The organism is Pseudomonas sp. NPDC089554, assembly GCF_050280645.1.
GTDB lineage: Bacteria > Pseudomonadota > Gammaproteobacteria > Pseudomonadales > Pseudomonadaceae > Aquipseudomonas.
The window spans coordinates 18,587-42,538 of record NZ_JBNNVR010000001.1 but is presented as its reverse complement, the minus strand read 5'-3'; the positions used below and the strand labels follow the sequence as shown (position 1 = coordinate 42,538).

Genomic DNA, 23,952 nt, shown 5'->3' with positions numbered 1-23,952 from the left:
TACCATGAATGACAAGGTCAAAGCGCTGTCGCGCAACATCGAAGCCATCTACCCGCTGGCACCGATGCAGCAGGGCCTGCTGTTCCACAGCCTGATGCACCCGGGCCAAGGCATGTACCTGCTGCAATACCGGCATGTCATGACCTTGCCGGACTTCGACCTGGCCGCCTTCCGCCAAGCCTGGGAACAGGTGGTGCAACGCCATGAACTGCTGCGTACCTCGTTCGTCTGGAAGCAGCAGAAGCGTCCGATGCAGGTGGTGCACAAGCAGGTCGAGCTGCCCATCGACTACCAGGACTGGAGCCACCTCGACGCTGCGACCCAGCAGGCGCGCCTCGACACCCTGCTGGCCGATGAGCGCCGCGATGGCCTGGACTTCACCAAGGCCCCCTTGATGCGTGTGCGCCTGCTGCGTATCGGCCCGGATACCTACCAGTTCGTGCGCAGCTACCACCATATCCTGATGGATGCCTGGTGCTTCTCGATCATCATGCTGGACTTCCTCAACGGCTACCGCGCGGCGCGCGAGGGTCGCCAGCTGGCGTTGCCGACACCGCGCCCGTACCGCGACTTCATCCGTTGGCTGGAGCAGCAAAAGCCCGAAGACCACCGGCCGTTCTGGCAGCAACGCCTGGCCGGCTTCGACACGCCCAACGCGTTCGGCTTCGGCCACGCCGGGCGTATCGCCGACGCTCCAGAGCCGGTGCGTGACTGCGTGGTACAGCTGGACGAAGCGCTTACCTCTCGCTTGCAACGTGCGGCCAGCGGCCATGGCATCACCCTCAATACCCTGGTGCAGGGTGCCTGGGCGCTGCTGCTTGGGCGCTACAGCGGCGATCGCGACCTGCTGTTCGGCGTGACAGTGGCAGGCCGTCCGGTGCATATGGACGGCATGGAGAGCGTGGTGGGGTTGTTCATCAACAGCCTGCCGCTGCGTTGGCAGTGGCGCCCGGAGCAGGCGCTGGGGCAGTGGTTGAGCGACCTGCAATCGGAAAACCTGAGCCTGCGCGAACACGAGACCGTGCCGCTGGCGACCCTGCAGGGTTGGAGCGAGGTGCAGGGCCAGGACTTGTTCCAGAGCCTGTTTGTGTTCGAGAACGCGCCGATTTCCGACGATGTCCGCCAAGGCGCGCTGGACTACCTGATCAGCGACATGGCCAACCGCACCCACACCAACTACCCGATCACCGTGGTGATCGTGCCGGGCCAGCAACTGCACCTGCAATTGACGTATCAGTGTGACTGGTTCCAGCAGGGCGAGATCGAAGCCATGCTCGGTCATTTCCGCTCTTTGCTGGTGAACATGGGCGCAGCGCTGGCCGAGCGGCCGGGCACGGCCTTGCAGGACATCGCCATGTTGGCCGAGGAGGATGTACAGCGACAGTTCGAGCAGTGGGCCGGCGGCGGCTTGCAAGCCGTTGACGCGCTGGTCGAAGGCACCTACATCGAGCGCTTCGAGCGCCAGGTGAAGCGTACCCCCGAGCGGACCGCCGTGGTTCACGACGGCCGCTCGCTCAGCTATGACGCCTTGAACCGCGCCGCCAACCGCCTGGCCCACCGCCTGCGAGCCGCCGGTGTCAGGCACGACCAGCTGGTGGCCCTGCTCGATGAGCGCGGCAGCGACCTGCTGGTGATGATCCTCGCCACCCTCAAGGCCGGTGCCGGTTGGCTGCCGCTGGACCCGCGCAACCCGGCGCAGCGGCTGGCCCAGGTGCTCGGCCAGAGCCGCACGCCGTTGTTGCTGCACAGCTTGGCGCTGGCTCCCCTGGCGGGCGAAGCACTGGCCCTGTGTGCCAACGCACCGCAGTCGCTGCGCTACGACCCCACGGCACTGCACGAGCAGCCCGAGCACGACCTGCAACTGGCGGTCGACCCGCGCTCGCTGGCCTATTGCATCTTCACCTCCGGCTCCACCGGCGCGCCGAAGGGCGCGATGGTTACCCATGCCGGCATGCTCAACAATATCCTCGGTAAGCTCGCGGCCCATGACCAGGGGCAGGGCAACAGCCTTGGCCTGGATGAGCAGGATGTGATCGCGCAGACCGCGCCGCAGTGCTTCGATATTTCCGTGTGGCAGTCGCTGGCTGGCAGCATGCTGGGTGCGCGCACCGTCATCTTCCCCGACTGCCAGGTGCAGAACCCCCAAGCGCTGGCCGATGCGCTGGTGGAGCAGGGGGTGACGCTGTTCGAGGCCGTGCCTTCGCTGATGCAGGCCTTGCTCGACTGCGGCCTGCAACGCAGTGCCCTGCGCTGGGTGCTGGCGACCGGCGAAGCGCTGCCGCCGGCCTTGTTGCGCCGCTGGTTCGAGCACTACCCCGGCATCGCCCTGATGAACGCCTATGGGCCGGCCGAATGCTCCGATGACGTGGCGTTCCGCGCCTTGCACCAGGCGTTGCCGCCTTCGCGCAGCAGCGTACCCATTGGCCGCGCCACCCTGAACAACCGCTTGTACCTGCTTGGCCCGGACCTCGAGCCCCTGCCGGTCGGCGCTGTGGGCGAAGTCTGCGTGGCCGGCGTGGGCGTCGGCCGCGGCTACATGGCCGACCCGGGGCGCACGGCGGCAGTCTTCGTCCCCGACCCGATCGCAGCCGACGGCTCGCGGCTGTACCGCACCGGCGACTTGGCGCGTTTCCTCGCAGACGGCGAGCTGGAGTACGTGGGCCGCACCGACCACCAGGTGAAAGTGCGTGGCCACCGTATCGAGCTGGATGAAATCGAAGCCTGCCTGGCCCGTCACCCGCAAGTGCGCGAGGCGGTGGTGCTGGCCCGGGATGACCGCCAGCGGGCCAAGGTGCTGGTGGGCTACGTGGTGACGCAGGCCAGCGTGGAGGCCTTGCGTGAACACGTGGCCGAGCACTTGCCGGCGTACATGGTGCCCGGTGCTTTCGTGCTGCTGGAGAAAATGCCGCTCAACGCCAATGGCAAGATCGACCGCAAGCAATTGCCAGCCCCGGATTTCGCCGCACAGAGCGCGGCGCGCCATGTGGCACCCCGCACCGCGCTGGAGCAGCAGATGGCCGATGCCTGGCAGGAGCTGCTGGGCCTTGAGCGGGTGGGCGTGGAAGACCATTTCTTCGAACTGGGCGGGCACTCGTTGCTGGCCACCCAGCTGATCGGCCTGGTCGGCAAGCTGACCGGCAAGGACCTGCCCCTGCGCGTGGTCTTCGAACGACCGACCATCCGTGGCATGGCCGAGTGGTTGCAGGCCCAGGATGACCATGCGCAACCCCGAGGCCCGCAGCGCCTGCCGCGCCCCGAGCGCTTGCCGCTGTCGTTCGCGCAGCAGCGCATGTGGTTCCTGCAACAACTCGAACCGAGCAGTCCGGCCTACAACCTGGCGGGGGCTGTGCGCCTGCTGGGCAACGTGCAGGTGTCGGCGTTGCAGAACGCCCTCGACGGCCTGCTGGCCCAGCATGAAGTGCTGCGCACCCTGTTCACTGGCGAGGCCGGTGAGCCCTGCCAGGTCATCGTTGCCGAGCTGCGCGCGCCGCTGCACACCCTCGAGGTCGCCAACGAAGAAGCACTGCACGAACACCTGCACGACGATGCGATGACGCCCTTCGTCCTCGACCAAGGCCCATTGCTGCGTGCCCGGCTGTATCGACTAGCGGACCAGGAGCACGTGTTGTCGCTGACCTGCCACCACATCATTGCCGATGGCTGGTCGCTGCAACTGCTGATCGACGAGCTGTGCCTGCGCTACCGCGCTGTGCTGGAAGGCCAGGCGCTGCCGCCAGCCTCCGGCGACGCCCTGCAGTACGCCGATTACGCGCTGTGGCAGCAGCAGTGGATGGGCAGCGAAGACTGCCGCCAGCAGTTGGCCTTCTGGCGCGAACAGTTGGCCGGCGAGCTTCCGGTATTGGAGCTGGCCAGCGATTTTCCACGTCCGGCACAACCTACCCAGGCGGGTGGACGGGTCGATATCGTGGTGGCCGAAGGGCTGGCTGCAAAGCTGCGTAGCTTCGCCTCGCTACAGGGGCTAAGCCCGTTCGTTCCGCTGCTTGGCGCCTACCAGTTGTTGCTGCGCGCGCACAGTGGCGAGCAGGACATCCTGGTCGGCGTGCCGGTGGCCAACCGTCACCAGGCGGCTACCCAGCATCTGCAAGGCTGCCTGGTCAACACCCTGGTCTATCGCCAGCCGCTGGCGGGCGGGCAAAGCCTGCAACAGTTGCTGACCGACCTGCAGGCCCGTTCGGTGCGTATCCAGGCCCACCAAGACCTGCCGTTCGACTACTTGATCGAGCAACTGGGCGTACCCCGTCAGGTCAGCTACAACCCGATTTTCCAGGCCATGTTCAACTACTTCCCCGGCCATGCGCTGGAGCGTATCGAACTGCCAGGGCTGATCGGCGAACCAATGGACAATCGGCCGCGCACGGCGCTGTGCGACCTGCACCTGGATGTGCGCGACACGGCCCACGGCATCAGCCTGAGTTTCGCCTACAGCCGAGACCTGTTCCGCGAGGCGACGGTAGAGCACATGGCGGCTCATTACCTAGCCCTGCTCGAGGTCATGCTGAGCAAGCCGGCGATACTCATCGGCGAACTGGCGGCCCACGTCGAGGGGGTGGCGGCACCGGCGCTGCTCGGCAAGCCGGTTGCTGGCAGTGAAGACCTGCTCGATGCATTCGACCGCCAGGTACGGCAGCGGCCTGACGCCGCCGCGCTGTGGGTTGGCGAGCAACGATTCAGCTATGCGCAACTGGCAGACGCGGTAGAACGCCTGGTGGGTGCGCTTCAGGCCCAGGGTGTCGGCCCTGAAGAGCGCGTTGCACTGTGCCTGCCCCGCGACCAGCGCCTGCCGATCGCATTGTTGGCGATCCTGCGCTGTGGTGCGGCCTATGTCCCGCTGGCCGAGGATGCACCTGCCGAGCGCGGCGCCTACGTGCTGCGCCAAGCCAGCCCGCGCCTGTGCCTGGTGACCGCGCAGAGCGCAGCGCTAGTGGGCGCGTGGGGCGGCGCTGTGCCGCTGCTGGATATCGACAAGGTTGCCCACCACAACCCGCTCACCGCTCCCCGGGTGTTGCCTGGGCATCTGGCCTACCTGCTGTACACCTCCGGCTCCACCGGCCAGCCCAAGGGCGTGGCCATCGACCGTGGCAACCTGGCCAACCTGATGCTGGCGGTCGACGACGTATTGCCGCTGACCCCCAGCGACCGGGTGCTGGCACTGACCACTGCCACCTTCGATATCGCGGTGCTGGAGTTGCTGCTGCCGTTGGCGCGTGGTGCCAGTGTGGTGCTGGCAGGGCGCGACCAGGCCCGCGACCCGCAAGCGATCGACCAGTTGCTGCAAGACACGCAGCCGACCGTGATGCAGGCCACCCCAGCCACTTGGCGCATGCTGGTGGCCCACACCCGCCGAAGCTGGCAGGGCGTGCGCGCAGTTTCCGGTGGTGAAGCACTGCCGGTGGCGCTGGCCCAGGCCATGCAAGGGCGGGGAGCGCAGGTCATCAATGGCTACGGGCCAACGGAGGCGACGGTGTACAGCACCTTCGAGCCGTTCCTGCACCCTAACGGCGGCGTGGAAGTGCCGATCGGCCAGCCGGTCGTCAACAGCACGGCCTATATCCTCGACGCCGACCTGCAACCGGTGCCGGACGGTGTGGCGGGCGAGCTGTACCTGGCCGGGGCCAGCCTGGGCCGGGGCTACCACGCCGCGCCCGAGTTGACTGCCAAGGCATTCGTGCCGGACCCGTTCGGCAACGGTGGGCGTATGTACCGTACCGGCGACCGCGTGCGCCGCAATGCCCTAGGCAGTCTGGAATACCTGGGGCGCCTGGATTTCCAGGTGAAGTTGCGCGGTTTCCGTATCGAACTGGGCGAAATCGAGGCCGTGCTGGCCGCCGTGCCTGGCATCCGCGAAGCTGCGGTCGTGCTGTTCGGCGTAGGCGAGCAAGCCCGGCTGGTGGCCTACCATGCGGGCGAGCCCCTGGATGAAGCTGTCCTGCGCGAGCAACTGGCCATGCGTTTGCCGGACTACATGCTGCCGTCACAGTTCGTGCACCTGGAGCGCCTGCCCCTGGGGGCCAGCGCCAAGGTCGACCGCAAGGCCTTGCCCGAGCCCCAGGCCCGCACAGGGCAGGGCGGTGCGCCACTGAGCCTGTGGGAAGCGCGCCTTGCCGTGCTGTGGGAAGAATTGCTCGGCAGCCAGGATATCGGTGCCGATGACCACTTCTTCGAGCTGGGCGGCCATTCGTTGCTGGCGGCCCGGCTGGTGGCGCGTATCGCTGAGCGTTATCAACGCCAGCTGGCCTTGCGCAGCGTGTTCGAAGCACCGACCCTCGCGGCGCAAGCCCAGCTTCTGGCCGAGGGCCAGGGCTCGATACCGGCCATCGTACGAGCCTTTGAAGGCGATACCGCGCCGTTGCACTTCACCCAGCAGCGCCTGTGGTTCATCGAACACCTGGAGGGCGATGCGAGTGCCTGGCACTTGTCGCTGGCCTTGCAGGTCGACGGGGAACTGCGCGCCGACCTGCTGGAGCGTGCGCTGGTCGAGCTGACCACGCGCCAGCACAGCCTGCGCACCCGTTTCGAGTCGGCTGAAGAGGGCCCGCTACAGCGTGTGGTCGAACTGCATGGTCCGCTGCTGCAAGTCTTCCACCTCGACAACGGTCGCGACATGAACACCGTCCTGCGCGAGCAGGCCTTGGTCGCCTTCGATAGCGCTGACCGACTGTGGCGTGCCTGCCTCTACCAGGGGCAGGGTCGCAATGTGTTGCAGATCACCCTGCATCACTTGATCGCCGACGCGCGCTCCCTCGAGGTGCTGTTCAGCGAGTTGCAGGCGTTGTACCGCGCCCAGGCCGACGGTACCCCGGCGGCCTTGCCGGCACTGGCGTTGCAGTTCCGCGATGTAGCGGCCAGCTGGCAAAGCCCTCAGGGCAGCACCCTGATCGACACGCAACTGCAATGGTGGCAGCAATACCTGGCGGGCGAGCCGCCGGTACTGAACCTGCCCACCGACCTGCCGCGTCCGGCCCGCCAGGGCTACCGTGGGCAGCGCCTGCGTTTCAACCTTGCTGCCGAGCAGGTCGTGCGCCTGCGGACGGTCGCACGCCAGCATGGCCTGACGGCCTTCGCGCCCTTGCTGGCCGCCTGGAAGCTGCTGCTGTCGCGGCACAGTGGCCAGCGTGAGGTGTGGATGGGCCTTCCGGTCGCGCAGCGTCACCAGGCGCATACCGAGCACCTGATCGGCTACTTCGCCAGCACCCAGGTGTTGCGCAGCACCCTGGAGCCGCTGCAATCGGTGCAAGGCTACTGGCAACAACTGCAACAGCAGCACCTGGAGGCCCAGCAGCATGCCGACGTACCGTTCGAGCGCCTGGTGGAAGCCTTGCAGGTACGCCGCGAGTTGAGCCATACACCGCTGTTCCAGGCGCTGTTCAACCTGATCCAGCGTGATGTCGGAGGGCAGCAGCCGAGCTTTGCCGGCCTGCCGGCGCAACGGCTGGACATCGACACCCACACCGCGCTGACCGACATCGGCCTGCATATCGAGCAGCACGGCGAGCAATGGCAGTGCGTGATCGAGTACAACACCGAGCTGTTCGTCGCCGCCACGGCCCGCCGCTATGCCGACGAATACCGTCACCTGCTCGATGGCATGCTGGCGGCGCCCGAGGCGTCGCTGTGGGACATCGACCTGGCCAACGCCGACCACGCCCTGGCCCAACGCCCTTGGCACTCGCCAGGCGAGGCGCTCAGCGCCGCACACGATGTCATCGCCCGGTTCCAGCAGCAGGTGCGCCAGACCCCACAGGCGCTGGCGGTCGACAGCCAGGCGCAGCAGCAGGACTACGCCGCGCTCAATGCCCAAGCCAACCAGATCGCCCGCGCACTGGGCGAGCAGGGGGTAGGCCAGGACGACCTGGTCGCGGTGTGCCTGAGCCGAGGGCCGTGGTTGCTGCCGACCTTGCTGGGCATCCTCAAGGCCGGTGCGGCCTACCTGCCGCTCGACCCCCAGCACCCGGCCGAGCGCCTGCGCTATATCGTCGAGCACGCCAAGGCGAACTGGCTGTTGGGTGACAGCGCCTGCGCAAAGACGTTGACGGCGCTTGCCAGCGACGGCCTGACGACGCTGACGGTCGATCACCTGCCACTGGCCGAGCACGCCGAGGGGGATCTCGACCTCAAGGTGCACGGCCAGCAACGTGCCTACGTGATCTACACCTCCGGCTCCACCGGGCGCCCGAAAGGCGTGCAGGTGAGCCGCGAAAACCTGGCCAACCTGCTGGCCGGGCTCGATCGCCAGCTGCCGCTGACGGCCAACGACACTTGGCTGGCCAGCACCACCTACGCCTTCGACATGTGCAAGCCGGAGCTGTACCTGCCACTGGTCAACGGCGCCTCGATGCTGTTGGCGCAACGCGAGCAGGTGGTGGACGGCCATCGGCTGTTCGAGCTGCTGCGCCGTGTCACGATCTTCCAGGCCACGCCTGCCGGTTGGCAGCTGCTGCTGGAAACCGAGCGCAACGACTGGCCGCCGCTGCGCGGGCTGATCGGTGGCGAAGCGGTACCGGCAGAGCTGGTGCGGGCACTGCAAGCCAAGGGCGTACAGTTGATCAACGCCTACGGGCCGACGGAAACCACGGTCTGGTCCACCACCCAGGTGCTGGGCAACGCGGGCATGAGCGGCGGTGTCGCCGAGATCGGCACGCCGTTGCTCAATACCCGCTGCTATGTGCTCGACGACATGCTCAGGCCGGTGCCGCTGGGTACCGTGGGCGAGCTGTACATCGGCGGTGCCGGCGTCACCCGCGGCTATCACCAGGCTCCCGAACTGACGGCGGCTGCCTACCTGCCAGACCCCTATGCCGATGCGCCGGGCCTGCGCATGTACCGCACCGGCGACTTGGTACGCCGCTTGGCCGATGGCCGGCTGGCCTACATCGGCCGCGCCGACTTCCAGGTCAAGGTGCGTGGCCTGCGTATCGAACCGGGGGAAATCGAGTCGCTGCTGCGGCGCTACCCAGGCGTCGAAGAAGCGCTGGTGATGCAGGACAGCTCCGGCAGCGCCCTGGTCGCCTGGCTCCAGGTACCTCAGGCAGAGGGCTTGGACAACGCTGCGGTACGCGCCTACCTGGAAACGACGCTACCGGCGTACATGGTGCCGACCCACTTCGTGGTGCTGCCACGCTTTGCCCTGAACGCCAACGGCAAGATCGACCGCAAGGCCCTGCCGCAACCCGAGCAGCAGGCACGCAGCCTGGCGGCCGTTGCACCGCAGAGCACGCTGGAGCGCGAACTGGCGCAGCTCTGGCAGGAGCTGCTTGGGCTGCCGACGGTGGGGGTGACCGACAGCTTCTTCGAACTGGGCGGTCATTCGTTGCTGGCGATGCGCCTGATGACCCGTATTGAAACCCGCTATGGGGTTCGGCTCGACCTGCGTGGGTTGTTCCAGGACCCGACGGTCAGGGGCCTTGCTGCGCAGATCGAGCGCCCGCAGGGGCCGTCTGCCGACCAGGCGCTGGATGAAATGCAGCGCCTGCTCTCCGAGATGGAAGACTAAGGATGGATGCAATGACGCAACAGGCATTCCTTGAGATTGCCCAACGCCTGGCCTCGCTGCCAGCGGACAAGAAGGCGTTGTTCCGCCAGCGCCTGGCCGAGAAGGGCATCGACAGCTGGCGCTTGCCGATCGTGCCGGCAGCGCCGGGCGAGGTCGTGTTGTCCCAGGCCCAACAACGTTTCCTGGGCACCCAGGCCAATGCACGGGCGCTGTACAACCTGTGCTCGGTACTGCGTTTCGATGGCGAACTGGCGCTTGAGCCCCTTCAACAGGCGTTGCAGCGGCTGGTGCAGCGGCACGAGATCCTGCGCACGTGCTACCCCAGCGACGCCCAGGGCAAGCCATTCGCCCAGTGCCTGGATCACCAGGTCGGCCTGCCTGCGGTGCAGCGCCTGGCGGCTGGCATCGACAGCGAACAGTGGTGCGCCGACACCTACGCTGCCGAGCTCGCCAAACCGTTCGACTTGACCTGCGAAGTACCCTTCCGGTTGGCGCTGTTCACCGATGCAGCGCAGCGTAGCATCTGGCTGTTCTTCACCATCCACCATGTGGCCTACGACGCCTGGTCGGCGCAGCAACTGGCCCATGAGCTGGCCGACAGCTACCGCACCTTCGCCAGCAACGAACCCTCGGCGCTGGCCCCGCTGCCGATCCAGTACCGTGACTTCGCGGCATGGGAGCACGAGTGGCTGGCCAGCGAGCAGTGCGCCGCGCAACTGGCCTGGTGGCAACAAGCGCTGGCTGATGCTCCGGCGGCATTCGAGCTCGATGGCGACCGCCCCCGGCCACCCGCTGCGCGCCGTACCCATAGTGGTGCGGTGGAGGTCCGCGAGCTGCCGGCCGAGCTGTCGCAGCAGATCGAGGCGGCCATCCGGCGCCAGGGCGTGACCCTGTACATCTATGGCCTCAGTGCCTTCAGCTGGCTGCTGGCGCGCTACAGCGACGAGCGCGACCTGTGCCTGGGGACTTCAGTGGCACACCGGGACCGTCCCGAGCTGATGCCCCTGATCGGGCCGTTGCTCAATACCTTGGTGATCCGCCAGCAGTTGCACGGCAACCCCGAGTTCAGCGAAACCCTGCGCCGCACCCGCGACACCTTGGCCGGCGCGTTCGATCACCAGACGTTGCCCCTGGAAACCCTGCTTCAAGCCTTGCAGCGTACCCGCGAAGCCCCCCTGTTCCGGGTGATGTTCGTGCAGGTCGACCTACCCGAGAGCCGACGCCTGGCCTTGCCTGGCGTCGAGGTTGAGGTACTCGACCCGCCCCAGCGCCATGCGCGATTCGACTTGACCCTGCGCCTGCTGCGCAGCACCACTGGCCAATTGCGTTGCGAGCTGGAGTACAGCGATGAGCTGTTCGACAAGGCCCGCGCACGGCAGTTGCTCGATGACTTGGTTGGATTGCTCGACAGCGTGTCGCTCGACCCGACGCTGAGCCTGGATACGCTCACGCTTTGCTCATCGCCCAGCGAATGGGCCGGGCCTGCTGCTCCGGCAGCGGTGCCGCTAGACCAGCGTGTGCAGCAATGGGCTGCGCAACGCCCCGATGACGCGGCGCTGATCGATGAGCGGGGTGCCTTCAGCCATGCCCAGCTACAGGGTGCGATCGGAGCCCTGGACGAACAGCTGGATCGCCATGGCGTCCTGCCGGGTGATCGCGTGGCGCTGCTGATGCCGCGTTGCCGCGAGCAGGTAATCGCCATGCTGGCGGCCTGGCGCGCAGGTGCAGTGTGCGTATTCCTCGACCCCAAGCAGCCCGAGCAGCGCCTGGCCCGCTTGCTGGACGACTGCCAGGCACGCCTTTGCCTGAGCCTGGACGGCCGCGCGCTGGCGGGCACACCGGGTGTGCAGGTACAGGCGCATGGCGCGCCGCAGCACGCCCCCCGCGCAAGCCGCAGCCAGCTCGACGGCGCGGCCTACCTGATCTATACCTCCGGCTCCACCGGCGCCCCGAAAGGCGTGCAGGTCAGCCATGGCAACCTGGCGACGTATGCCGCCGGTATCGCCGGGCGCCTGGCCTGCGAGCCCGGTAGCCGCTGGGCGACATTGGCCACGGTGGCCGCCGACCTGGGGCTGACCTGCGTGTTCGCCGCGTTGCATCAAGGCGACCCGCTGGTGCTGCCGGACGCCGAGCTGGCCTTCGATCCGCCAGCCTGGGCCGCCTTCCTGCAACGCCAGCCGGTGGACTGCCTGAAGATCGCGCCGTCTCACCTGCGCGGCCTGCTGGCCCTGGAGCATGCCGCCCAGGTATTGCCAAGGCGCTGCCTGGTGCTGGGCGGCGAGGGGCTGGATGCCACGCTGCTGCAACGGCTTCGACAGTTGGCCCCGACGTTGAAGGTATTCAACCACTACGGCCCCTCGGAAACCACGGTCGGCGTGGTGAGCGGCGAAGTGCACGAGGCGCTTGACGAGCAGCAGGCCTACCTGCCGCTGGGCCAGCCATTGCCGGGTGTGCAACTGCGCATCGTCGACCGCCAGGGGCGTTCGGTGCCGCGCGGCGTCAGTGGCGAACTGTGGATCGGCGGCCCCCAGGTTGCCATGGGCTACCTCGGCCAGCCTGAGCAAACCACCGCCTCATTCATTACCGCTGACGATGGCCAGCGCTTCTACCGCAGTGGCGACCGCGTGCGCCTGGATCGCCAGGACAACCTGCTGTTCCTGGGACGTGCCGATGACCAACTGAAGATTCGCGGCTTCCGCGTCGAGCCAGGGGAGGTGGGTGCATGGCTCGCCGGGCAGGCGGGCGTGGCCCAGGCGGCGGTGCTGGGCCAGGTGATTGGCGAGCGCCTGCAATTGGTGGCCTACCTGGCGCCGATGCTCTCGGCGCAACAGCTAGAAGCCTTGCAGGCGTTGGCGCGTGAGCAACTGCCTGAGCCGTTGCTGCCGGCACACTGGGTATGCCTGGCGGCACTGCCGCTGGCGGCCAACGGCAAGCTCGACCGCAAGGCGCTGCCGCTGCCTGAAGTGTCGCAGGCGGGCGATGACGCGGCACCGCCGCAGGGTGCTACAGAGACCAAACTGGCCGCGCTGTGGTGCGGTTTGCTGGGCATTGCCCAGGTGGCCCGCTTCGATGACTTCTTCGCCCTGGGCGGCGATTCGATCCTTGGCCTGCAACTGATCGGCCTTGCCGCACGCCAAGGCCTGCGCCTGACGCCACAAGCCGTGCAGCAGCACGCGCAGCTGGCAGACATGGCACTGCAAGCCGATTTCGCTGCGCAGCCGACCCTGAAAGTGCTGCTGGAGCTATGGCGTGAGCTGCTGCAGCAACCGACGCTGGGCGCCGACGATGACTTCTTCGCCGCCGGTGGCGATTCGATTCTCAGCCTGCAACTGATCGCCCGCCTGCGCCAGCAGGGCCTCGGCCTGATGCCGGCGCAACTGCAACAGCACCCCACCGCCCGGCAACTGGCCGAGGTGCTGCAACCGGTCGCAGCAGGCAAGCCTGCGGTGGAGCCCAGGCCGGCGCGGTCGGATGCCCAGCGTTTGTCGCACGCCCAGCAACGGGTGTGGTTCATGCAGCAGTTCGCGCCCCAGGGCAGCGCCTACAACGTGACCCAGTGGCTGGCACTGGAAGGCGAGCTGGACATCGACGCGCTGGCCATGGCGGCGCAAGCACTGGTGCAACGCCATGCCGCGTTGCGTTGCCGGTTCTTCGAGCGCGATGGCCAGGTGTTGCAACGCCTGGTCGACACCCGCGAGCCCGTGCTTGCACAGCATGACCTGCGCGGTGCCGCGTCGTTGCAGGTGAATGCCCGCATCGCCGAACTGGCCCGCCGCGCTTTCGACCTCGAGCACGGCCCCTTGCTGGCGCTGGATTTGCTGCGTATCGATGAGCAACGCTGGCAGTTGCTGTTCAACGTGCATCACATCGCCGTGGATGGTTGGTCGATGGCCTTGCTGGTGCAGGATTTCGCCCAGCTGTATCGCCAGGCGCGGGAGCGCCACCCACTGAGCGAGCAGACGCAGGGCGGTGACCTGCTGGCCCTGATCGAACAGCAACGCGCGCAACTGGAAGCCGAAGGCGGTCGGCCGCTGCTGGACTATTGGCAGGCGCGCTTGGATGGCCTGCCGGACGAGCCCTTGGCATTGCCGCTGGACCACCCGCGCCCCGCCGTACAGGAACTGGCCGGCGCACGCCTGCACCTGGCCTTGCCGGACGGGCTGATGAGCGCGTTGCAACAGCGCGCCCGCGAGTGGGGCGTAACGCCGTTCGTGCTGTGCTTCGCGGCCCAGCAGTTGTTGCTGTGGCGCCACGGTGCCGGTCGCGACTTCGCCATCGGCGTGCCCCTGGCCGGACGTGAAGCGGCGCAAGCGCAGACATTGGTGGGTCTGTTCGTCAACACCCTGGCCTACCGTGCGCGCATCGAGCCGCAGCACACGCTGGCCGCCTTCGTAAGCGGTACCGCCAATGCCTGGCAACAAGACACCCAGCACCAGGCGTTGCCGTTCGAACAACTGCTCGACACCCTGCAGGTGCCTCGCAGCCTGGACCGCACGCCGCTGTTCCAGGTGATGTTCAACTACCAGGCCGACCATGACGCGCAGCGTCGCCTGGAGCTTCCGGGGGTGAGCGTGCAAGCGCAAGCGTTGCCGGACGCTGCGGTGAGCGCCAAGTTCGACCTGACCTTCAACCTGTTCAGTCAAGGACGCGGCGAGCAGGCCCAGGGCGAACTGATCGTCGAATACGCCACGGCGCTGTTCCTGCCCGCGACGGCACAGCGCTTGGCCGACGACTACCTGGGCCTGCTGGATACATTGGCGCACGCGGCGGGTGAGCAGCCGCTGGCCGGGTTGACCTTGGCTTCGACAGCCGGGCTGCAAACCGGTGGCGATACCCTGGCCGTGCCCGCAGAAGCCGACCTACTGTTGCGCTTCCAGGCCCAGGTGGCCTTGCACCCCGAGCGTATTGCGCTGGTGGCCGGAGAGCAGCGGCTCAGCTACGCTGAACTGGACCAGACGGCCAACCGCCTGGCCCATTGGCTGCTTGCCCAAGGGCTGCCCGCGCAGTCGCTGGTTGCCTTCTGCCTGCCGAGGGATGCGCGCCTGCTGGTCACGCTGCTGGCGATCCAGAAGGCCGGTATGCAGTACCTGCCGCTGGACCCCGCGCAGCCTGTGCTGCGCCAGCGCATGATTCTGGAGCGCGCACGCCCGGCGCTTTGCCTGTTCGAGCCGCAGGACGGCGAGTCGCCGCTGCCCGCTACGGTGAAGGCCGTGGCCTGGGAGCAGGTCGACCTGCCTGCCCAGCCCACCTCGGCCCCGGCGCCGTTGCTGCACCCCCAGGCGCTGATCTACACGCTGTACACCTCCGGTTCCACCGGTGTGCCTAAGGGCGTAGAAGTGAGCCGTGGCGCGTTCGCCAACTTCCTGCTGGCCATGGAGCGGGTAGTGCCTGCCAGTGAGTTGCAACGGGTGCTGGCCCTGACCACCATCACCTTCGATATCGCCGGGCTGGAACTGTACCTGCCGCTGGTCAACGGCGGCTGCGTAGTGCTGGCCAGTGAAGCCGAGCGGGTCGACCCGCAATTGCTCGGCGAATTGGTCCGTCGCCATGCTGTGCAGTTGATCCAGGCGACGCCGGCGACCTGGAGCCTGCTGCTCGAAGGCGACCCCGAGGCGCTACAAGGGCGTCTGGCGCTGGCCGGTGGCGAAGCGTTGGCGCAGGATCTCGCGGCTCGGCTGCAACAGCGGGTCGCTCGCCTCATCAACGTCTACGGGCCCACCGAAACCACGGTGTGGTCCACCAGCACCGAGGCCGTCGGCAGTGCTCAAGCGGTGGTGTCGATTGGCCGACCATTGCTCAATACCCGCTGCCATGTGCTGGACGAGACGCTCTGCGAAGTGCCGCCGGGCTGTGTTGGCGAGCTGTATATCGCTGGCAGCGGCCTGGCGAGGGGTTATGCCGACCAGCCAGGGCTCACCGCCCAGCGTTTCATCGCCGACCCGTTCGGCGCGGACGGTGGCCGCCTGTATCGCACCGGTGACCTGGTGCGCTGGCAGGCCGATGGGCAGCTGTACTTCCTGGGCCGTAACGACGGCCAGGTCAAACTGCGCGGTTTTCGTATCGAACTGGGTGAAATCGAAGCGGCCATGCTGGCGTTCCCTGGCGTCGCACAGGCCGTGGTCGTGGTGCAGGAGGAGCAACTGGCCGGGTTCTGGGTCTCGTCGGCGAATGCACAGGTGGTGGAGCCTGCCGCCCTGCGCGAGCACCTGGCGACGCGTCTGCCGGTGTACATGCAGCCCAGCGCCATGCGTGCGCTCGACAGCCTGCCGCTCAACAGCAATGGCAAGGTCGACCGCCAGCAACTGCCGACGCTTGGCGCGCAAATCACGGCGCTTGCCGAGCAGGATCAACGACCGCTGAGCGCAACCGAAACACTGCTCAAGGATGTCTGGCAGCAGGTGCTCAAACTTGAGCGAGTGCCGGCGAACGGCCACTTCTTCCAACTGGGTGGGCATTCGCTGATTGCGGCCCAGGTACGTGCGCGGCTGCGCGAGCACGGCCTGGACATCCCGCTGCGCTGGCTGTTCGAAACACCCCGCTTGCACGAACTGGCCGCACGCATCGATGCGCATACACCTGAGCAGGCTCAGACGTTGCCCGCCATCGTCGCGGTCGACCCTGGCCAGGACCAGCCGCTGTCGCCTGCGCAGCAGCGGTTGTGGCTGATGCAGTCGCTCAACCCCGCTGACACCGGCTTCAACATGGGCAGCGCAGTGCACCTGCGCGGCGAGTTGGATGTGGCGGCGCTGGAGCGCTCCCTGCAACGCTTGCAGCAGCGACACGGCATTCTGCGCACCACCTACCACGAAGTTGCCGGGCACACCGTGCAGCGCCTGCACGCCCAGGTGTCGCTGAGCCTTACACCGCAGCCGAGCAGTGCCGAACACTGGCAGGCCCAGCTGCACGAACTGGCCAGGCAACCGTTCGCGCTCAGCCATGACCTGCCACTGCGCGCGACCTTGCTGCACGTGGCGCCGGGTTGGCACGTCCTCCACCTGCTGATGCACCACATCGCCTCCGACGGCTGGTCGGCCGGGCTGCTGGTAGACGAGCTAGTGGCAGGCTACCGCCACCCAGATCAAGCGCCAGCACCCTTGCCGATCCAGTACGTCGACTATGCGGTCTGGCAGGGCAGCGAGGCTCTGCGTGAGCGTCACCGCCAAGGCCAAGCCTGGTGGCGCACGCAGTTGGCGGGCATTCCCGAGCAGGTGCCGTTGCCGTTCGACTTCCCTCGACCGGAGCACGACGACGGGCAGGGCGGCGCCGTGGATGCGCGGCTCTCGCCCGAAACCCTGGCACAGGCAAAGGCCCTGGCCCAGGACAACGGCGTTTCCCTGTTCATGCTGCTGGTCACCTTGTATGCCTTGGTCCTGCATGAGCAGACCCACGGCGAAGACCTGGTGATTGGCACCGACATGGCCAACCGCGAGCACGCCGACACCGAAGCGCTGATCGGCTTCTTCGTCAACCTGCTGGCCCTGCGTGTGCGCGTGCGTCCTGGGCGCAGCTTCCGCCAGCAACTGCAAGAGGTCGGGCAGATGTGCCTGTCGGCCTTCGCCTGGCAGGACACGCCTTTCGAACAGGTGGTGCAGGCCTTGGAAATGCCTCGTCGCAGCAACGTGCACCCGCTATTGCAAACCCTGTTGGTGCTCGACAACACGCCGCGCCACAGCCATCGCCTGGACGCGCTGGACATCACCCCGATCGACGCCGAGCAGCAGCATTCGAAGTTCGACATGGCGCTGTTCGCCCGCGAAGACGAGCAAGGCTTGGCACTGCGCTGGGTGTACCGCACCCGGCTGTTCCGTGCCGCGACCATCGAGCGCCTCGATGCGCGCCTGCACGCGGTATTGCAACAGGTGCTGGGCAATCCGGACTGCTCGCTTGTGCAATTGATGTCGGCGCCCACGCCCCACGACAACCTGACTACCGGTGCCAAGGGAGGCACGTCCATGACCCTGGAAAACCCTGTGCAACGCAAGATGAGCAAACTGGGCAAGCTGCGCCAGGCCGCTCCTGCTGCGGTTCAGGACACTGTGCAGGCCGCTCCGCTGCGCGAGGGCTCGGCGTTTCCGCTGCTGGTGCGCAACCGCGAGCCGGAGCTGGCACCGGCGCTGTGGGCCGAGAACAACCGCGAGCGGGTCGAAGGCTGGCTGCGCGAGCATGGCGGCATTCTGTTCCGTGGCTTCGACCTGCCCACGCCCGCGGACTTCGAGCGTTTCTGCCAGGCGCTGTGCCCCGACCTCTACGGTCACTATGGCGACCTGCCGAAGAAGGAGGGCGGCGAGAAGATCTACAAGTCCACGCCGTACCCCAAGGACCGCATGATCCTGTTCCACAACGAGAGCGCCCACCAGCACCGCTGGCCGCGCCGCCAGTGGTTCTACTGCGAGGTGCCGGCCAGTGTCGGTGGCGCCACGCCGATCGTCGACAGCCGCGCGGTGTATCGCGAGCTGCCGGCGTGGTTGCAGGCCAAGCTGCGCCAGAAGCAACTGATGTACGTGCGTAATTTCACCGCCAACATCGATGTCAGCTGGCAGCACTTCTTCCGCACCGAGTCGCGGGATGAGGCCGAGCGCATCTGCCGAGAGGGCAATATCCAGTTCGAATGGCGTGGCGCTGACGACCTGCATACCCGCCAGGTATGCCCGGCGGTGATCCTCCACCCACTGACCGGCGAGGCCAGCTTTTTCAACCAGGTACAGCTGTATCACCCGGCGTTCCTGGACGAGGACATTCGCCAGCAGTTCCTGCGTGCTGGCGAGCAGGCGCTGCCACGCCAAGTGTTCTATGGCGATGGCAGCCCGCTGGAAGCCGAAGCCATCGAGGCGATCAACAGCGCCTACGACCACTGCGCCGTGCGTTTCGACTGGCAGCGTGGTGATGTGGTGATGCTCGACAACATGCTGGCAGCCCACGCCCGCGACCCGTTCGACGGGGAGCGCCGCATCGTGGTGGCCATGGGTGAGATCTACACCCGCGAGCAGGTCACTGCGGCACCGGCACTCGCCGCCGATGAGCAGGAGGTGCAGGCATGATCGACCTCGGCCTGGCCCTGTCGCCGCAACAGAAACAACTGGCCGTTGCCCACGCCGCCGAACGCCACTGGGTGATGCTGCACCTGCCGGGCGCCGATGGCGGCGTACTGCGCGAGCGGCTGCACGCCTTGGCCTTCGAGCATGAAGCGCTGCGCCTGCGCTTCGAGCGGCCGCAAGGCGCTACCGGGCTGCGCCAACGGGTTCGCGAAAATGCCCAGGTGCACTGGCATGACGTTCCTGGCATCGACCTTGGCAGCCTTGCCCGCGAAGGGCTCGCCTGGGAAGACGGCGCGCTGTCGGCCTGGTGGCAAGGCCAATGGCTGCTGCTGGCGGCGCCCGTCTGCTCGCTGGACCTGCGAAGCCTGCACGCACTGGGCGCGCTGCTGGTCGGCGAGCTGACACCGCCCGCCGAGGCCCCGATGCAGTACAGCCAATACGCCGACTGGATCAACGAGCTGCAACGCGATGAAGACGCCGAGCAGGGCGCGCAGTTCTGGCGAAACCTGAACCTGGGCCAGGTGCCGGGGTTGAGGCTGGTCGAGCGCTACGGCTTGCCGAGCGGCCAGGCAGGGCAGGTCACCTGTGGCTTGCCGGCGACCACGCTCACGACACTGAAGGCATTGGCCGCCCAATCGGGCGTCGATGAGCCCTCGCTGCTGCTGGCTGCCTGGGGCGGCTTGCTGGCAAGGCTCAATGGCCAGGCCAGCGCGCAGTTGGTGGTGCAGCACGATGCACGTGAAGACTATGACGAACTGGCCGGTGCACTGGGGGTGTTCGAACAGAGCCTGCCGCTGGTGCTACGCGTCGCTGCCGAGTCCAGCTGGCTGGACAGTGCGCGCCAGCTGGCGCGTCAGCGTGACAATGCCCTGGCCTGGCAGGAGCACGTCAGCCAGCCGGCAGTGCTGCCGGACTGGCGCGATGCCTTGCAGGCCGGTCTGCGGGTATCGCGCCCAGCCAGGCTTGAGGCACAACGGTCTCTGTCCTGGCACTCTGCGGTGGAACTGCTGTTGCACGTCGAGCTGGACGAACAAGGGCAGGGCGCGCTGACACTGGCCTACGACACCGGGCTGTACCGCGCCGATGCAATGACCCGTCTGCTGAGGCGTTTCACGCTGTGGCTGGAGCAGTTGCTGGCCGATGCTGGGAGCACCATGCCCGAGCGCCTGCCGTTGCTGGCGGACGAGGAAGCAGGGTTGAGCGGCGTGGCCGAACCCGGCGAAGATCTCGACCTGGTCGACGCTCTGCGTGACCACGCCCAGCGCCACCCGCAGCGCCCAGCTCTGCGCGATGGCGGCTGGCAGCTGTCGTATGCCGAGCTGGACGCGCTGAGCGACCGCGTCGCGAACCAGCTGCGCCTTGCCGGTGCTGGCCCTGAGCAGGTGGTCGGGCTCTACCTGCCTCGCAGCGGCCATGCGCTGGTCGCGATGCTGGCGTGCTTCAAGGCCGGCGCCGCCTATCTGCCGCTCGACCCGCAGCAACCGCCATTGCGCCTGGCGGCGATTCTCGACAGCGCGCGCCCCTGCCTGGTACTGCACCTGGATGAACTGCCCGCGCCCGAGGGCGTGCCAGGCTTGGCCTGGTCGAAGGCCAGCGAAGGGCCACGCTTGAGCGCCGAGCCTGCGGCCCCGGCGGACCGGCTGGCGTATGTGCTCTACACCTCCGGTAGCAGTGGCACACCGAAGGGCGTGCAGATCGAGCACGGCCAATTGCGCCACTACAGCAACCAGGTCGCCGAAGCCTTGCAGCTTCCCCATGCCGCTCATTACGGGCTGGTGTCGTCGTTGCAGGCCGACCTGGGTAACACCGTGCTGTTCCCGGCCTGGCTGCGCGGCGGCTGCGTGCACCTGCTGGCCCAGGAGGCGGTCACCGATGCCCATGCCTTTGCCGAAGAATTGGCTCGTCATCCGCTGGATGTGTTGAAGATCGTACCCTCGCACCTGGAAGCCTTGCTCGGCCAGGGGCCGGTCGGGGCGGTGCTGCCGCGCCAGGTGCTGGTGCTGGGCGGTGAAGCGATCGGCGAACGCCTGGCAGCGCGCTTGGCCAGCGATAACGCGCGCTGCCGAGTGTTCAACCACTACGGTCCCACGGAAACCACGGTAGGCGTGTTGTGGCGGGCATTCGACCCGGCCTCGGGCAGCCTGGGCAGCGCCCTGGACCGGGTGATCGGTGACAACCGCATCGACCTGCTCGATGCCGCCGGGCACCGCGTGCCGAGCGGCCAGCCGGGCGAGCTGTGCATCACGGGGCGTAACGTCGCCCGTGGTTATCTCGGTAATGTCGGGCCCCAGGCATTCGACGTCGATCCAACGAGTGGCCTGCGGCGCTACCGAACCGGCGACCTGGGCTTGCGCCAGGCCGATGGTGCGCTGCGCCTGCTTGGGCGCAATGACCAGCAAGTGAAGATTCGCGGTTTCCGCCTGGAGTTGTCCGAGGTAGAAGCCGCCTTGCTGGCCCAACCAGGCGTGGAGCAGGCGGCAGTGCTGCTCGACGGTGCTGGTGAGCAGGCGCGGTTGTTGGCGCTCTTCGTCGAAGACCCGCTGTCGACATCGACCGTCGAGGCGCGTCGTGCAGAACTTGCGCAACGCTTGCCTGACTACATGCTGCCCAGCGCGTTGTTGCCATTGAAGGCGCTGCCGCTCAACGCCAATGGCAAGCTCGACCGGCAGCTGCTGCTAAGCCGCGCCCGGCAGGCGCTGCAACGCCAGCATGTAGCACCCGCAAACGCGCAGGAACAGGCGGTATTGGCGATCTGGTGCGAAGTGCTGGGCACCGATGACATTGGCGTCACCGACAACTTCTTCGCCAGTGGCGGCCATTCGCTGGCAGCCATTCGCGTGGTATCGCTGCTGCGCGAACGCCTGGCGCTGGACCTTCCGACCAACCGCCTGTTCGAGCGCCAGACGGTGCGTGCGCTGGTGCAAGACCTGGAGCCGGGCAAGCAGGCGATCTGTCGCAGCCTGGGCGCCGAGCGCGACAGCGGGCCGGTGCTGCTGCTGGTGCATGGTGCCCAAGGCCATCTGCAGATGTACCAGCCGCTGTTGCAGGCACTGGGTGGACACGTCTGCGTCTATGGCCTGCAAGCGCCCGAGCAGGGCTGGGAAGCGCCGACTGACGTGGCGTCGCTGTTGAGCGCGTACGCCAACAGCCTGCCCGCGAGCTTGAAGTCGCGCCCGCTGCTGGTGCTCGGCTGGAGCCTCGCTTCGCGGTTGGCCCTATTGTTGTTGCCGCACCTGCAAGCCCAAGGCTTCAACGTGCAGGCGCTGTGGGCCGTCGACCACGACCCGTCGCGCAGCCTCGATGGCGGCGACGACGAAAGCGGCCAGTTGCTGGCGGACCTTGCGTTCTTCTGCCGCGCCCGTGGCGTGCAGCCAGGGGATGAGGATTGGCAGCTGATTTCGGCGGCGGCCCAGGGGCACGCCTATAAAGAGGCGCTTGTACGCGTGACGGCATTGGCGCAGGTCCAGGCCTTGCTGGGCGAGCAGGCCGCTGACCGGCAGGTGCTGGAGCAACTGGTACGCTACCGTGACATCAAGGCCGCACTGTACGCTCAGCGCCTGCCCCGCACCGAGGTGCCGTTGCTGCTCTGGCGTGGCCGCGAGCATGCCGACCTGACAGCGGCATGGCAGGCCTTGGCGCCGATTCAGCAGCAGTGGCACGTGGATGCCGGGCACCACCAGATGCTGGAGCAGGCCAGCCTGGCGCAGGCATTGCGCGATGCCCTGCAACTTCCCATCGAAGGATCGTCGACACCATGAAGTTGTTGAGAGAGTTGTTGTTCGAGGCCCGCTGGCGCATTGCGCTGGCGGTCATCAGCAGTGCCTTGAGCGCTGTGGCGGGCGTTGGCCTGGTTGGCTATATCAACCACAGCCTTGCCCAGGGCATCACCCAGATGGGCGAGGCCATCGCGGTGTTCGCCGGGCTGCTGGTACTGCTGTTCGTCAGCGGCATCGTGTCCCAGCGGCTACTGGTGCAAATTGGCCATAGGTTGGTCTACCAGTTGCGCATGCGCCTGGTCGGCCGGTTGCTCGGTACGTCGCTTGAGCGTGTCGAGCAACTGGGCAGCCCCCGGCTGTACAACGTGCTGACCAAGGACATCGCCACGGTGGCGACGGCCTTCAAGCAACTGCCGATCTCGCTGTACAACGGCCTGCTGCTGTTGACCGGCCTGGGCTACATGGCCTGGTTGAGCCTGCCGTTCTTCGGCCTGACGCTGCTGGTGATGGCCTTTGGCGTGGCGCTGGACGTCACCCTGGGCAAGCGCATCAAGCTACTGATGCGCGCTGTGCGCCAACAGGACGATCAACTGGCCGAGCAATTCGATGCAGCCATCCAAGGCCGCGCCGAACTGGGGCTGTCCCGCGCCCGTCGTGGCGTGCTGTATCACCTGCGGCTGGAGCCGGTGGCGCGTGCCTCGCGGGATGCCTCGGTCAAGGCCGACACTTTGTGGGCGGTGAACCTCAACTGGACCACGCTGCTGGTGTTCCTGCTGATCGGCACCCTGTTCTTCCTGGGGCAGGGGCTGGGCCTGCTGAGCCAGCCGGTGGTGGTGGGCTACGTGCTGGCGATCATGTTCCTGCGTACGCCGATCGCGATCATCCTCGACGCGATTCCAGCGGTGATCCGCGGCCATGTGGCGTTGCAAGCCATCGATGAGCTTGCGCTCGGCGAAATGGCCGAGCTCAAGGGCAGCGGGCAGGCCGTACAGCCTTTCAGCGAACTGCGCCTGGACAATGTCAGCTACCGCTATGGCGGCCAGGGCGAGGAAGGCGGTTTCACCTTGGGGCCGGTGAACCTGACCATCCGCCGGGGCGAGCTGGTATTCCTGGTGGGCGGCAACGGCAGCGGCAAGTCGACGCTGGCCAAGCTGCTGACCGGGTTGTACGCGCCCAGCGCCGGCAGCCTGTGGTTGAACGGCAAGGTGATCTCAGGCGACGCCGATGCGGCATGGCACCGCGAGCACTTCGCCGCGATCTTCGCCGACTTCCATCTGTTTTCCGATGTGCTTGGCGAGGGCGGCAGCCTCGAAGGGCTCGATGGCCGGGTGCAGCACTACCTGCAACGCCTGGCACTCGACCACAAGGTGCGCTTCGAGAACGGCCGACTGTCGACCACGCGTCTATCCCAGGGCCAGCGCAAGCGCCTGGCCTTGCTGTTGATGATGATGGAAGGGCGCGAGGTGCTGCTGCTGGATGAGTGGGCCGCCGACCAAGACCCGGTGTTCCGCCATGTGTTCTACAGCGAGCTGCTGGCTGAACTGAAGGCGGCGGGCAAGACCGTCATCGCGATCAGCCATGACGACCGCTACTTCGACGTGGCCGACCGTGTCTACCGCCTGGACTACGGGCAACTGGTGGATTACGACCGGGAACGGGAAACGCCGTTCCGCCAGGTGCAGTGAGGCGC

General features: G+C 67.1%; 4 protein-coding genes. All 4 read left to right on the top strand.

Annotated features, from left to right (window positions below; all coding sequences use genetic code 11):
- Positions 1–4 precede the first annotated feature (4 nt).
- From ACQKPE_RS00105 to ACQKPE_RS00090, 4 genes are read left to right on the top strand one after another with little or no spacing between them, the layout of a single operon-like run.
- A complete protein-coding gene (locus ACQKPE_RS00105) occupies positions 5–9,511 on the top strand; it encodes an amino acid adenylation domain-containing protein (RefSeq protein ID WP_427662745.1) in 9,507 nt (3,168 codons plus the stop codon).
- An 11-nt stretch (positions 9,512–9,522) separates the two neighbouring features.
- Positions 9,523–18,549, top strand: a complete 9,027-nt coding sequence (locus tag ACQKPE_RS00100) for an amino acid adenylation domain-containing protein (RefSeq protein ID WP_427662744.1) — start codon at positions 9,523–9,525, stop codon at positions 18,547–18,549.
- Positions 18,546–22,304, top strand: coding sequence for an amino acid adenylation domain-containing protein (locus ACQKPE_RS00095; protein ID WP_427662743.1), 3,759 nt, complete (start codon positions 18,546–18,548; stop codon positions 22,302–22,304). The genes ACQKPE_RS00100 and ACQKPE_RS00095 overlap by 4 nt, the downstream gene beginning before the upstream one ends.
- The gene (locus tag ACQKPE_RS00090; protein ID WP_427662742.1) at positions 22,301–23,947 is read left to right on the top strand and encodes a cyclic peptide export ABC transporter; all 1,647 of its coding nucleotides are present in this window, start codon (positions 22,301–22,303) and stop codon (positions 23,945–23,947) included. Before ACQKPE_RS00095 ends, ACQKPE_RS00090 begins: the two co-directional genes overlap by 4 nt.
- Positions 23,948–23,952 lie beyond the last annotated feature (5 nt).

Excerpts from the sequence above, each read along its gene's own strand:
- ACQKPE_RS00105 (WP_427662745.1), top strand. The coding sequence starts at position 5 with ATGAATGACAAGGTCAAAGCGCTGTCGCGCAACATCGAAGCCATCTAC.
- ACQKPE_RS00100 (WP_427662744.1), top strand. The coding sequence starts at position 9,523 with ATGACGCAACAGGCATTCCTTGAGATTGCCCAACGCCTGGCCTCGCTG.
- ACQKPE_RS00095 (WP_427662743.1), top strand. The coding sequence starts at position 18,546 with ATGATCGACCTCGGCCTGGCCCTGTCGCCGCAACAGAAACAACTGGCC.
- ACQKPE_RS00090 (WP_427662742.1), top strand. The coding sequence starts at position 22,301 with ATGAAGTTGTTGAGAGAGTTGTTGTTCGAGGCCCGCTGGCGCATTGCG.